This is a genomic window from Clostridium gasigenes (genome assembly GCF_900104115.1).
In the GTDB taxonomy this organism is placed as follows: domain Bacteria; phylum Bacillota; class Clostridia; order Clostridiales; family Clostridiaceae; genus Clostridium; species Clostridium gasigenes.
In genome coordinates, this window is the sequence record NZ_FNJM01000025.1 from 1 (window position 1) to 14,222 (window position 14,222).

The 14,222-nt window shown below is 27.2% G+C and carries 13 protein-coding genes, 2 tRNA genes, 3 rRNA genes and 1 pseudogene; 3 read left to right on the plus strand and 16 right to left on the minus strand.

What is annotated here, in order from left to right; all coding sequences use genetic code 11:
- Window positions 1-86 (minus strand): 16S ribosomal RNA (locus BLS77_RS18695); the annotation flags it as partial.
- A 595-nt stretch (window positions 87-681) separates the two neighbouring features.
- Here BLS77_RS18695 and BLS77_RS18700 point away from each other — a divergent pair.
- Complete coding sequence (locus BLS77_RS18700; protein WP_089973587.1) at window positions 682-1,359, plus strand: uracil-DNA glycosylase; 678 nt, start codon at window positions 682-684, stop codon at window positions 1,357-1,359.
- 53 nt (window positions 1,360-1,412) lie between these two features.
- On the opposite strand, the gene BLS77_RS18705 is transcribed toward BLS77_RS18700, so the two are convergent.
- Window positions 1,413-1,619 (minus strand): hypothetical protein, encoded by a 207-nt coding sequence (locus BLS77_RS18705; protein ID WP_089973589.1) that lies wholly within the window; start codon window positions 1,617-1,619, stop codon window positions 1,413-1,415.
- Window positions 1,620-1,953: 334 nt separating this feature from the next.
- Between BLS77_RS18705 and BLS77_RS18710 the strand changes: the two genes are divergently transcribed.
- On the plus strand, window positions 1,954-2,412 hold the full coding sequence (locus BLS77_RS18710) for a hypothetical protein (protein ID WP_089973590.1): 459 nt from the start codon (window positions 1,954-1,956) through the stop codon (window positions 2,410-2,412).
- A gap of 147 nt (window positions 2,413-2,559) precedes the next feature.
- Here BLS77_RS18710 and BLS77_RS18715 read toward each other — a convergent pair whose 3' ends face one another.
- From BLS77_RS18715 to wsfD, 7 genes and pseudogenes are all read right to left on the minus strand, one after another.
- The gene (locus BLS77_RS18715) at window positions 2,560-3,492 is read right to left on the minus strand and encodes a CPBP family intramembrane glutamic endopeptidase (protein ID WP_089973592.1); all 933 of its coding nucleotides are present in this window, start codon (window positions 3,490-3,492) and stop codon (window positions 2,560-2,562) included.
- Window positions 3,493-3,730: 238 nt separating this feature from the next.
- Window positions 3,731-4,204: pseudogene (locus BLS77_RS18720) on the minus strand (CinA family protein); the annotation flags it as partial.
- A gap of 228 nt (window positions 4,205-4,432) precedes the next feature.
- Complete coding sequence (locus BLS77_RS18725; protein WP_089973596.1) at window positions 4,433-4,666, minus strand: hypothetical protein; 234 nt, start codon at window positions 4,664-4,666, stop codon at window positions 4,433-4,435.
- Window positions 4,667-4,774: 108 nt separating this feature from the next.
- The gene (locus tag BLS77_RS18730; RefSeq protein WP_089973598.1) at window positions 4,775-5,713 is read right to left on the minus strand and encodes a glycosyltransferase family 2 protein; all 939 of its coding nucleotides are present in this window, start codon (window positions 5,711-5,713) and stop codon (window positions 4,775-4,777) included.
- Between the two features lie 95 nt (window positions 5,714-5,808).
- Entirely contained in the window at window positions 5,809-6,174 is a 366-nt protein-coding gene (locus BLS77_RS18735) for a GtrA family protein (protein ID WP_089973600.1), read from the minus strand.
- Window positions 6,175-6,274: 100 nt separating this feature from the next.
- A complete protein-coding gene (locus BLS77_RS18740) occupies window positions 6,275-8,119 on the minus strand; it encodes an LTA synthase family protein (RefSeq protein WP_089973602.1) in 1,845 nt (614 codons plus the stop codon).
- Between the two features lie 20 nt (window positions 8,120-8,139).
- On the minus strand, window positions 8,140-9,633 hold the full coding sequence (gene wsfD / locus BLS77_RS18745) for a glycan biosynthesis hexose transferase WsfD (protein ID WP_089973604.1): 1,494 nt from the start codon (window positions 9,631-9,633) through the stop codon (window positions 8,140-8,142).
- Window positions 9,634-10,148: 515 nt separating this feature from the next.
- On the opposite strand from wsfD, the gene cls reads away from it, so the two are divergent.
- Complete coding sequence (gene cls, locus BLS77_RS18750) at window positions 10,149-11,582, plus strand: cardiolipin synthase (RefSeq protein ID WP_089973606.1); 1,434 nt, start codon at window positions 10,149-10,151, stop codon at window positions 11,580-11,582.
- 114 nt (window positions 11,583-11,696) lie between these two features.
- Here the strand turns inward: cls and BLS77_RS18755 are convergent, their stop codons facing one another.
- From BLS77_RS18755 to BLS77_RS18780, 7 genes are all read right to left on the minus strand, one after another.
- The gene (locus tag BLS77_RS18755; protein WP_089973609.1) at window positions 11,697-12,143 is read right to left on the minus strand and encodes a VanZ family protein; all 447 of its coding nucleotides are present in this window, start codon (window positions 12,141-12,143) and stop codon (window positions 11,697-11,699) included.
- A gap of 239 nt (window positions 12,144-12,382) precedes the next feature.
- Window positions 12,383-12,826, minus strand: a complete 444-nt coding sequence (locus BLS77_RS18760; protein ID WP_089973611.1) for a hypothetical protein — start codon at window positions 12,824-12,826, stop codon at window positions 12,383-12,385.
- A gap of 286 nt (window positions 12,827-13,112) precedes the next feature.
- Window positions 13,113-13,253 carry a hypothetical protein gene (locus BLS77_RS20100; protein WP_167867633.1) on the minus strand — a complete coding sequence of 47 codons (141 nt, stop codon included), beginning with the start codon at window positions 13,251-13,253 and terminating at the stop codon, window positions 13,113-13,115.
- 259 nt (window positions 13,254-13,512) lie between these two features.
- Window positions 13,513-13,588: transfer RNA gene (locus BLS77_RS18765), tRNA-Ala, on the minus strand.
- Between the two features lie 3 nt (window positions 13,589-13,591).
- Window positions 13,592-13,668, minus strand: a tRNA-Ile gene (locus BLS77_RS18770).
- A gap of 8 nt (window positions 13,669-13,676) precedes the next feature.
- Window positions 13,677-13,793: ribosomal RNA gene (gene rrf, locus BLS77_RS18775) — 5S ribosomal RNA — on the minus strand.
- 131 nt (window positions 13,794-13,924) lie between these two features.
- Window positions 13,925-14,222 (minus strand): 23S ribosomal RNA (locus BLS77_RS18780); the annotation flags it as partial.

The window sequence follows — 14,222 nt, forward strand, 5'->3', positions numbered from 1 at the left end:
GTTCCGAAGAACTCCTCTCGCTCGACTTGCATGTGTTAGGCACGCCGCCAGCGTTCGTCCTGAGCCAGGATCAAACTCTCACTAAAAAGTTTAATCTTGTAGTACTCCTTATCTCTTTCGAGCTAAGTTTCCTTTTATTCGCTGACTCTCAAAAAGAATTGCTGGTTATTATTACTTAACTTTATTTATCTGTTCAATTTTCAAAGACCATTTTCTCCAGTCACCCTTAAGCGACTTTCTTAGTTTACCACCGCATCTAAACCTTGTCAACACCTTTTTTTCAAGCTGTTTTTCTTAGTTCGTCATTTGCGACTTCTTTATCTTATCACTCGGTTTAAACTCTGTCAACAACTATTTGTTATGTTGTTTTTTCTTTGTTTGTCTCTTGCGACTTCATTATCTTAACATCTTTTCTCTATTTATTATTCCCATCAATTCTTTATTTATACATAATTATAATAAATATTCTAACTTATTCTTCATTTTCTTCTTATTTACTACTATTGATATCCTAGGTACCGTTTGCGACTCTTTATATGTATATATTACAAATTTTATATTATTTTATATGTATTTAAATTATAGTTTAACCAAATACTATAATTATATATGCACTATTATTATTAAAAGACTTAAAATCTATTGATAATAAGTTATAATTTTCTTTAGAGGTGATTAAAAATGACAAACTTTTTAATAAATGACTGGGAACATCTACTTAATAATGAGTTCAACAATGATTACTACACAAACTTAAGAGTTTTCCTTGTAAATGAATATAATACTAAAACAATATACCCTCCTATGAATAATATATTTAACGCACTAAATTTCACTTCATATAAAGATGTAAAAGTCCTTATACTTGGTCAAGACCCTTATCATGGTCCAAACCAAGCTCATGGATTAAGCTTTTCTGTTAATATAGGTGAAAAAATACCACCTTCTTTATTAAACATATATAAAGAACTTAATAATGATCTTAATTGCTATATTCCTAACAACGGTTATTTGAAGAAATGGGCTGATCAAGGAGTATTATTACTTAATTCAGTTTTAACAGTAAGAGCTCACACCCCTAATTCTCATAAGAATATGGGTTGGGAGATTTTTACCGATAAAATAATAAGTCTTCTTAATGATAAACCCGAACCTATAGTTTTTATCTTATGGGGTAATTATGCGCTTAAAAAAAGTTTTCTTATAACTAATAAAAGGCATCTAATTATTACATCAGCCCACCCTAGTCCCCTTTCTGCATCTAGAGGTTTTTTAGGTAGTACTCCCTTTTCTAAAACAAATACTTTTTTATCATCAATAGGTGTAAGGCCTATCGATTGGCAAATAGAAAATGAATAAAAAAAATACCGTTGTTATCAAATAACAACGGTATTTTTAAAAGGGAATTCAATCTATATAATTTTCTTACTACCTTTTTTATATTTTCTGAAGAATGAGCATCCTAAAGACATCAGTATTCCAATTACTCCACCTAATGCAAATGTAAATATTATATTACCTGTAAATATACCTATTAAAACACCTATCCCAACTCCGGTAGCTATTCCTTTTGCTAAACATTCGTAATCTTCTTCTGTTATCTCTGTTTTTTCTAACATAAATACTCTCCCCCAAAATTTAATATCTTTAATTGTTAATTATTATTCTAAATTAAACTTCTTAAGACTTCCTTAATTAAATCTTAAAGTATAATTAACTTTAGTTTCTTTTTTCCTATATTTATATATTAAATCTTTTACTTAACTTTGTAAAGAGTTATCTTATACTTTTTTTTATTTTATTTATTACATTCTTGCAAGTTTTATATTATCTTTTATTATACAATGTCTTAAATTTTATTTATTAGGTAATTACTATACTATAAGAAATTCTGGTATTTTTGAAATTAATTTTAATATATTATATAGTATAGTAATTTTTAGGAGCCTCCTATTGAAATATATAATATTCTTTATATCAGCACTTGGTATAGCCGGCGGCTATTTTTATTTTGACTATAAACTTTCTATAGCTAGAAAGCAACAAATGATAGCAACTAATCAATATACCACTCTTAGAGCAAATTATAAAAAATTAGCTAAGAGTAGATCTACTAATAATTTTAGTAGCAACATTAACATTAGCGTCAAATTTTCAACTCCAATTTCTAAAGCTGGTATTACTAACCCTAATATTTCATTATATCTTGCGCCATTATATGATGCTCCCGCTATTAGAAACATCAATATAAGAATGGAAGTTAGTATTTTAGATAGTGCTGAAGTAAATAATGAAACTTGGTTTTATGTAGCATTACCTATTGATAGTACTATTAACTCCCGTGGTTGGATTAATAAAAATAATTTTTCTACAATTTATAGCAATTCAAAAGATGTAGCTAAGTCTTATTAAATTTTTAATTAAACATATACTTATTTAAACAAATCTAAAAAAAGCTGAATCTAGCCTTTATTATGGCTAAATTCAGCTTTAATAATTAAATATAGTATTTAAAAGATCTTAATAATTCGAAAAAATAACTTTTCTATTATTCTATTTTTATTTAACAATTATGCTTATGGTCATAAATATTATATATACTATTATACATCCTATAAAAGGCCAATTTATAACTTTATCCCCACTATAATCTTCATGTTTTTCTAATACTATTATTCCTCTTTTAATATTCCGCTCTTCTAGCTTTCTTATTATTAAATAAACAAAACTTGCAAATACTATGGCTATGGCTCCAAATACAGCAACCATTATTAATTTTTCATTTATCGGTAGTGATTGTACTGATTTTTCTGTTGCTTGTTCCATTAGATATTCCTTACCGAAAATAATATTAATTAACTTTTGCATAGTTACTGATGTTCCATTTATTAAGAAATGGATTATTGCTGTTGCAAATATACTTTTTGTAGCTCTAACCACTAATGCTAATATAAATCCAAGTACTGTTGCATATAAAAATTGTTGTGGATCTAAATGTAGCATACCAAAGAATAATCCAGTAACTAATGCTGCTTTATATTTATTGGTATTATCATATCCGGATAGTACAACACCTCTTATAGTAACCTCTTCAGTAATTGCTGGTAAAACTGCAACTAACATTAAAAGAAGTATATATGGTGTTGATCCTATTCCAGTCATAAATGCACCAATTTTATTTTCAAAGAAGAAAGATGTTATTAGGGCAAAGAATGTCATAATTGGCTGACATACAAATCCTAATAATATTATTAATAATACATCCTTTAAATAAAGTTTATTTAATTTAAAAGTATCTCTTGCTGAAGATTTAGTTACTATTACATAAATAATTGCCGGTATTAGAAATATTATTGCATGACTTAACACCAATAATATTCTTACATCACTTACCCCAAACTTCTCGTATATAGGTCTTAAACCGTAAGGTAAAAATATTTCTAATAATAATATAATTAAAAAATATAGATTTGCTTTAAAAACTTTTTTCATATATATCCTCCATAATATTTTCTTTATATTTATTGTATAACTTATCATTAGTGTGGGCATACTTTTAATGAAGCGAGTAAGCTTCCACAGTTAATCGCCTCTCCCCCATTTTATTTATATACAAAAGGTAATCTCCTTTAAGACTTTTAGTTTTAAAGGAGATTATTTTTGTACCATATAACTTTATTAAACTAATTTAAAAGCAATTTAATAAAGCTATAGTTATCAAATCACTTCTCTATTTAAACATCTCTAGTTCTTTTTCAAGCATTTCTAAAGCACTAAAAGTTGCTTTATTCCTTACTTCTTCTCTGCTTCCATTAAATTCAAATTTCTTAACTATAGTTTTATCTTTTACTTTTATTCCTATATAAACTAATCCTACGGGTTTCTCAACTGATCCACCACCAGGTCCCGCAATTCCTGTTGTAGCAATTGATACATCAGTATCGGCCTCTCTCGCTATCCCTTGAACCATTTCCATTGCTGTTTCATAGCTAACTGCTCCAAAGTTTTCTAATGTTAATTCACTTACTCCAAGTCTTTTTATCTTAGCTTCATTTGAATATGTAACTGCCCCTTCCTTAAATACTTCCGATATCCCTGGATAGGATATTAATTTTGAAGCAACCAGTCCACCTGTACATGATTCTGCTGTTGAAACGGTTAACCCATTATTGCATAAAATCTTTGCCACTACAAACTCTATTGAATTATTATTTTTATCCACTTTTGTAAATTTCAATTTTTCATTAGTCATACTAATCCCCCTCTTAACTTAAAGTATATTACACTAATAATATATAGTAATTATACCAACCATTTACTACTTCTTATTATATTATACTTTATAAAATAAAAAAAAGACTCGTGAAGTTGTATTTATATTTAATAAATTAATCCTCTTCAAAAAATAACCATCCTAATTTTTCTCTATTCTCTACTCTTTATTAGCATTAATATAATAGGCACCGTCATTTTTTAACCCTTCATTTACTATTTCAAAATTATTACCCTTTAATATTGAGGTTATTGTATTTAGATCTTCTTTTTTACTTTGTTCTAATGTAATGGTAAAAGTATCTTTACTATCTACAACACCCATATAGTCAAATATATTACTATATTCTCTAACCCCTAAATCTCCCTTTATATCCATTTTATAATTTGGCATATGCAACCTCCTATATGATAAGCGCTAAACCCTTAGCCTTATATATATTTTGTTCAGGTAATAATTATTTATACATATATTATTTTTATATACTACAGTTCTTACTCTTTACTTATTTAACTCAAAATTTACTTTTTCTCTTATTATATATAATGGTCTACCGTTGCTTTCATCAAATATTTTTCCTATATATGTTCCTAAAACACTCATAGCTACAAGTATTATTCCTGCAATTAAACTAATATAACTTGATAAGTAAAATATCACACTAACTCTATTCCCAAACATAGTATTGCAAATTGCATATATTATTTGAATAAAGAATATAGTAACAAATAATAAACCAATTCCGCCTATTATTTTTATTGGTTTATTTGAAAATGATACTATTCCATCTTCAGCTAACTTAAGCATTTTCTTTAAAGGATATTTTGTTTCTCCAGCAAATCTTTCTGCTCTAACAAATTCTACATAAGTTTGATTAAACCCAATCCACGAAACCATCCCTCTTACAAACCTATTTTTTTCAGGCATACTATTAAATACATCTACAGCTTTTCTATCCATTAATCTATAATCACCAGTATCCTTTGGTATCTCTATATCAGACATTACATTTAATATTTTATAGAAATATTTAGCTGTTAATACCTTAAAGAAAGTTTCTCCTTCCCTTTTCTTTCTCTTAGCGTATACAACTTCATATCCATTTTCCCACTTATCTATCATATTTACTATAAGCTCTGGTGGATCTTGAAGATCTGCATCAATAATAATTACTGCATCTCCATGTGCTTCTTTAATTCCAGCTGTGACTGCTATTTGATGACCAAAGTTTCTTGCAAAATCTATTATTTTAATTCTATTATCTTCTTTTGCAAGTTCCTTTAACATTTTTAAAGTTCTATCTTTACTTCCATCATTAACAAAAATTAATTCGTAATTATATTTAACATTATTCATTACTTCTGATAATCTTCTATAACATTCCCCTACAACTTTTTCTTCGTAATACATTGGTACTACTACCGATATAAGTTTCCCCATACAATCACCTTCACTCTAATTATTTGTTTTACTAAAACTTATGTCTAATAATACTTTGACTTTTAAATACATACCTTACGTCTTAATCATTTTCTTTATTTATTAAATGTCCACACTTTATTACCTATAAAATTAATTATAGTTGTTAATCCTAAAGATGCGCCTTGTGCTATAACCTCATTTATCCCTATCTTTTGCGCTAATAAAATTAATATGCAATTATTTATAAACATTGTTCCTATATTTACTACTATAAACTTACAAGCAGTAGCTATATCTTTACTATTACTTTTAAATACCCATCTATTATTCCAAAAATAGCTATTCACTATTCCACAAATATATCCGATTGTATTAGCCACAATTATGTCTATACCCACAAATCTTAATACATTAAATATCCCAATAGTTATTGCAGTATTTAACACCCCTACTAATCCAAACTTTATAAATTTCTCCATGATTCTATCCTTTCTATCTAAACTTAAAGATTTTTAAAAAATATTTACTGATAATATGATATATTTTCTTTCAAATCTCTTAAATTTAATTCCCTAATCTTCAATTTCTATTATATTTAAAATAATTATTCTTAATTATCTTTTCTCCAATATCATAAGCTTTTAACAAGTTGTTTTTCTCTTCTTCATCTTTGCACTGGCCTTTTATTATATTTCCCTTAATTACAGTTGCATCTCTATTTGTATTAACTAAAACTCTACCCATAGAAGTTTTTTTATAATTAAAATCCTCTACCCCTAATAAATATAAAACAGTTGGCATAATATCAACTTGTCCTCCGTGCTTATTAAACGCTTGCTTATGACCATTTTTCGAATATATTATTAAAGGTATTTCTTTAGTGTATTCTTTCCACCAATTACCTTCATAACATAAATCTTTAATATCATCATTATAATATTTATGTACACCTCCATGGTCTCCATAAATAACCACTATTGTATCATCAAGTAACCCATCTTTATCTAACCTGTCTATAAACATACCAATTTGTCTATCAGTATAACTAATACTCTCGAAATATCCACCTAAGTAACTTTTATCTATTTTTTTAGGTAAATTTAATACCCTATATTCATCATCTATATTAAATGGTCCATGACTAGTTAACGTAGAAGAATGAAGATAAAATGGCTCATTTATTTTATCAATCTTATAAGCTAATTGATTTAAAAAACTTTTATCTGATAATCCATACCCAACATATTCATCATAAAAATAATCATCGTCATCCCAAATTTCACTAGCGCCAAATCCATTTCTATGAAGTTCTAACCAATTAAACTCTCCAGGTTCTAAAGGATGAGTAGATATAGTTTTATATCCTTGATTATTCAAAACCCTCTGTAATGAATTAGGATAAACTACTTCACCATAATTTAAAGCTGTAATATCCCCGCCCAAAGGAAATATAGATGTATTAACCATATAATCACAATCTATACTATTACCTGCATTATTTTGCTCATATATATTATTAAAATACAAGCCTTCTTTAATTAACTTATTTAAAATAGGAGTTATCTCTTTACCATTGGTCTTTTTATTTATAACAAAATTTTCTAGAGACTCTATTTGCAGAAAAATAACATTCTTACCTTTAAACATACCCTTATACTCATTATCAAGTAAGTTCTCATTATTACTTACTATCCAATCATCTATTTCCTTCATATCTTCAGCTTTAGGATTATGAAATACCCTCTTCAAAGTTGTTATAGCCTCATATCCATGATATCCTATTGGACCTGGTGCTCTAATTGACATCAGAGTTGTCCAACTTTTATCAAACATTTTTCTATCCCAACCTGCTAAGCTTAATACATCTAAGGATATAAATGAAATAAATATGCCTAGTGTAGCTATTATAAATGTTACACTAAATTTAATTAAATTTCTTTTTTCATTATTTATTATTTTACATACTAATACCCATACTATTATTAAAATTATATCTATAACAAATAGTATATCAGATGATTTAAATATAAATATATCTCCCTTCATTGGATTAAATGTTCCTGGAAAGAAAATGTTTTTTAAACCTAGTAAATCCATATTCATTCTATAATATCCTAAATCCATAACTAACAAAATACTATAAAAGATGTTTAATAAATTATAATATATAATTTGCTTATTATAAGAAAGTAAATATCCGAAAGAAAAAACAAGAATAATATACATCAAATGTACCAAACTTAACTTTATACTTATATTGTCTATTATTAACTTATCAGCTTTTCTCTCTTCTAATATAGTTAAAAATACAGTAGTCTTTATTAACATATCTATAACAATTACAAATCTAAATATAGATATCCAGTTACTCCTTATCTTATCCTTAGCATTACAATATATGAATTTTAACAAATCAAACTTCATTATCTAACGCACCTTTCACATTATACCGATTTTATACTTTTATATTTACATCCTATAAAATCAATTCCCTTTGATATACTCCAATACACAGAAATTAAAATAATTACATCAGTTATGAAGTTGAATAGAAATAATTGTTTTGTAGTATCAGCTTCTCCATTACCTACAAAAGGCATAGGGAATTGTAGTGCTGCTATAAATATTAGAAGCCAAATTATATATATCTTATTTCTAATTTTATTATTACCTTTATTCTTAACATATTTATAAATTGAAACCGAAAAAATCATAGTATAAATTAATATAACAAACCTAATATTTTTAGGAAATTTATTTTCTCTAAATTTAGACCATATTGTAAATTTATCAAATTCTCTTATAGATTCTTCACTATAGCTTCTTGAATATTTACCTAAACCTGTCCCTGTTATAAATGCATGGTTTGCAGTATATTTCATTCCTTCTATAAGTCTTATTGGATGCGTTAAATAAAACTTAGCTAACTTTCCATTTGACATCTTTCTATAGAATTCATTTTCAGTTATTTCTGTTTTAGGTGCATATTTAACATATTCATCTGGATTTAAATAAGCATGTTTACCAGCTTCAACATACATATCTGAATTTAATCCTAAATCTATTAAATCTTGCTTTGGATCATTTGAACTATTAAGTACTCCATAAAACACAGAATTATATTGAGTATCTTTACTCATCTCTTTATTTTTCATAGTTATTCTCATAGGATATATTAATATTATAACTAAGAAAACTGATAAACACACAAGATTAACTTTACTTATAACCTTTCTATTATCCAATAATACTTTAACTAACATAAATATTATCATAGGCATGGCTGTTATTATTTGCATTTTAGATCCTACAAATAAAAATGCTGCAATAAATATAAATACTATTCTACCTATTATCTTATTATCATCTTTAAGTGTATATTTTTTATAAACATAAGAACTATATGCCGCGATAAATAACATAAGTGTACTAATCATCATAGGCTCACCATATAGACTGTTAAACCATATTAAATAATTTCCATCTAAAAAAACGAACAAACTTAATAAGCTTAAAATTCCAAACTTTAATCTGCTTTTTATGTTCATACTTTTCATTATTATATATAATGCTGAAACATATATAATAACGTAAATTACAGCTAAATATTGAGTTTTAAATACATCTTCTCCAATAGACCTACAAATAAGTGATATAAAATATATTATATATCCAATAGTACTACTTTCAAATTTAATAAATCCATTATCTTTAATAGAGTAATCTGTTACTGTATATTCGTTAAATCTTTTAAAATCTAGATTTATAATATCTTCATGGATTAATCCTATCCCACCCTCTGACATAACTCTTTGAAAATCTCCTTGATCAGCAACCCCTGGTTGTGGATATGAAAACAATACATACTTTATTATTATTAATGCTAAAATCAAAAATAATATTCTTTGGTAAAATAAATTTCTTTTTTTTAACCTCATTAATCTAATTTCCTTTCTAACTAATATTAAAATAATAATTAATCCATATGCATGAAACCTTAATAGACTTCAAATAAATAACTAATCAAATTCTGGTCTATTTTGTATTATAGTTCTTCTCCTATAACAAAATATCTTCAAAATCTTTAACTTGTTATTTTCTATCAGCTTACTTAGTTATTATTTTTTACATAATTTGAATATTTTCATTTGTATATCTTCATAGTGTGTATTTATAATCAAAATGTATTTTCCATTACAATTATACCATAATTTTCAATAATATTGATATTTGCTTTATTTTTATTCTATCCAATTTCTATATTAATAATCTTTTTAAAAATAACAAGTCGATATGATAGTCTATTTAATACTATTTTTAATCTTAACATAAACCCTAATTTATTCTTCATTATTTTGCCTTATGATGATAATTAACTAATAAACTGGAAATACTATTAATATATATCATAGTAAATTTATAAAATTATTGATATCGTCATGGAGGTCTTTGAATGTATATATTATTATTAATTATTTTGTTTTTTTTATTAATAAATATAATCTTAGTCTCTACTGTAGTTGTTCTAGAAAAAAAAAGACCTGAAAAAACACTTGCCTGGATTCTAGTATTAATTTTTCTTCCTCCCATAGGCCTACTTTTATATATTTTTTTAGGTCGAAGTTGGAAAATAAATAAACTAGATAAAACCATTTCCTTTAGTTTAAAAGAGTTATTATATCCATTAAAGTTTTCTCATAAGTTAAATAAATATGGATCTTTAATGGAACTATTAGCAGCAAATTCTTATTCTCCGGTGTTCACTAATAATAGCATTAAAGTTCTAAATGGAGGTAGTGAAAAATTTGATGCCTTAAAGAAAGAATTGCTTAAAGCAACTAATCATATACATTTAGAATATTATATTGTAAAAGACGATGTTATCGGTAACGAAATAAAGGATATTCTAATAAAAAAATCTCTTGAAGGTATAACCGTTAGATTTATAATAGACCGAATTGGTTCTTCTAAGTTAAGTCATCGATACGTTAAAGAGTTAAAATCTGCTGGTGTCGAAGTAGTTTTCTATAGCCACTTTTTAGCTCCATTCCTAAGAATTATAAACACTCAAATTAACTATAGAAATCATCGTAAGATTATAGTTATAGATGGTGAAGTTGGGTTTTTAGGTGGTATTAATATTGGCGATGAGTATTTAGGCAAGGGTGAACTTGGCAATTGGAGAGATTGCCATTTTATGATTAAAGGTGATTTTGTACTTGGTCTTCAATCAGTGTTTCTTGATGACTATTCAATTGTAAAAAAAAGTTGCAATGAAGATTATAATATTCCAAGTAATATTGAAAATTATTTCAAGACAGCTACCTCTATAGGTTCGACTGTTATGCAACTTACAAAAAGTGGCCCAGACTCCGAATATCCTTCAATAATGCAAAGCATAATTAAGATGATCAGTATGGCAAAAACAGAAGTAAATATTATTACGCCATACTTTATTCCGCCAGAAGCACTTGTTGATACTCTTAGAATAGCTATACTAAGCGGCATTACTGTAAAAATAATATATCCTAAAAAAGCAGATCACTTTATGGTAAATAGAGCTTCACTTACCTACATAGCAGAATTAGTTAGATGTGGCGCAAAAGTATATTTATATTCTAATAAAGGTTTTATTCATTCAAAAATACTTACTGTAGATAATGAGATTTGCACTGTAGGTACTGCTAACATGGATATCAGAAGTTTTGAATTGAATTATGAAATAAATACAGTAATATATGATAAATATGTTACTGAGGATTTAAACAACATTTTTTTACAAGATCTTAAAAATTGCACTGATTTTAGTCTAGATACCTTCGATAAAAGTTCACTAATAGATAGATTTATTAATGGTCTATGTAGATTATTTTCATCTATATTATAGCCTAAAAGAATATTATCCTAATATAAGCGTCGTTAAAAAAAAGAGAGTTTTTCTAACCACTATTACAGTGATTAGAAAACTTTCCTTCTTTTTATATAGATATTATTATTTTTTTTAAGACTCCTTATTTGACTTAACATTTTCATATATCCATGTTAAAATCATAGCCATACCTCCACCAGATATATCTATTATCACGTCTTTAAATGCCATTGCTCTACCTGGTATAAAGTATTGATGAATTTCATCTGAACCTGCATATAATAAAACCCCTAATAAAGTATATAATTTAGCATTTCTTTTACCCATATACAAACAATTTACTCTATATAAAAGCAAAAATAGAATTAGATATTCAGTGAAATGTGATGCTTTTCTTATTATAAAAGTTGCTAACTCTCCAAAATACGAATCTAATCTTATACCTAAAAACTCAAATATTTTTATTACCAAATCACTTTGATTACCTGATACCTCACCCGTTTGATTGGACATAAAGAATATTATTCCCATCCATACTAATAACATTACCCATGATATCACTTTGTTTTTTCTGATCATATCTATTCTCCTTAAGTTTTAAAGCATCCTCAAAATAATAGACTTTACTTTGATATATATTTTATTACAAACAAATAAATTTAATACACTAGTAGTAGTGCTATTCTGTATTAAATAAACAAATCATGAAATAAAATAAACTCTCATATTTACTATTATATTTTTAAAGATGTCTAAATTAAATAATATATTAATCTCCTTAAAAATTATACACTATTTAATTTTAACTTGTATAGATATTAATCACGATCTATTAAATATCTATTAATATAAGCTAAAGATTGCTCTAACATTCCTTGTCCTCTCTCTATATCTTGTACTTTAACTTCTAAGTTACACATCCTTTGTTCTACTAGGTGTAATGTATCTTTTATATCATTTAATAATTTCCCTTCATATGATACTTGTGCTCCATCAGGATCTATATATACTTTTTCAGGAACCGCACCACATTCAGTACATGTTGCATAAACACCATCTCTATCTGTATCTTTAAATACTTTAAACGTATCATTATTACATTTAGAACAATTTGACAACATTATGAAATCATAATAACTTATATCATATTTATTTTCACTCTTACATTGGTCACACGTTAATACTATTTCATTATTATCAGTTACTATATGGAATCTACTACCACTGCATCCCTCTTTTTCACATACAACAGTTCTTATCATATAAGCTCACCTCTCTCTTACTCAATTAATAACATAAATATATGCCTCATATTTTAATATGTTTATTTTATTAAATATATGCTATATTCTTATTAATTATCCTTCTATACCTATTTCTATAATTGCTAATATATAACCCTTCTTAGTAGTTTCTATGCCTAAAATATCTTTTTTAAAATAACTAGTAATATTCTAGTCTATTTTCTTTTTAGCTCTATAAATGTAAAGGGCATAAATACATATATGTATTTATGCCCTAATAATAACTTTCTTATAATTATTCAACCTATCTTAAACATTTTATCTCTTCTTCTACTTCTTTTATTAATTCGTCTATCTTATTTATATTCTTTCCTGCTAATAGCAATTCCCTTTTCTCTAATTTTAGTTCTATTATCCTTTGTTCTAACCCAGATTTATTGCCCACAAAAAACACTCCCCATTTCAAAGTTTGTTTTGTTTGATTTTATATTCATTAAGTACCTTACTAGTTTATGAATGAAAACCAGTTTTGTTAAAAATAATCTTATTCTCTATTTAAACCTTTACTATATATTATTAATTATAATATATATAATTAATAATTGATAACTAAATTTTTAGAGTTTTTATTCTCTTTTTCGACAGTTACAATAATATCTAAATTAAAGCAAAAAAAGTTACGATATAAATCGTAACTTTTAATATGGTGGAGGTAACAGGAATCGAACCTGCGACCCCCTGCGTGCAAGGCAGGTGCTCTCCCAACTGAGCTATACCCCCATATGGTGGACCTTCAGGGACTCGAACCCCAGACCGACCGGTTATGAGCCGGTTGCTCTAACCAACTGAGCTAAAGATCCTAGTTTTGACCTGGCGACGTCCTACTCTCCCACACAGCTGCCCGTGCAGTACCATTAGCGCTGTAGAGCTTAACTTTCCTGTTCGGAATGGAAAGGAGTGTTTCCTCTACGCCATCATCACCAGATTACTTATTAAGTATAACTGTTTTAAACTTATTTGTCAACAGTTATTTTAAGATTCTAAATGTTAATTTAGTCTCTTATATTTTTTTATCAGAGTTTTGTTCTCTGAAAATTGCACATGAATTATTGTAAATTGGTCAAGCCCTCGACCTATTAGTATCAGTCAGCTAAATATGTTGCCATACTTACACCTCTGACCTATCAACCTCGTGTTCTTCAAGGGGTCTTACTAGCTTATGCTATGGGAAATCTCATCTTGAGGGAGGCTTCACGCTTAGATGCTTTCAGCGTTTATCCCGTCCCGACTTAGCTACCCAGCGATGCTCCTGGCGGAACAACTGGTGCACCATAGGTCGGTCCATCCCGGTCCTCTCGTACTAAGGACAGCTCCTCTCAAATTTCCTACGCCCGCGACGGATAGGGACCGAACT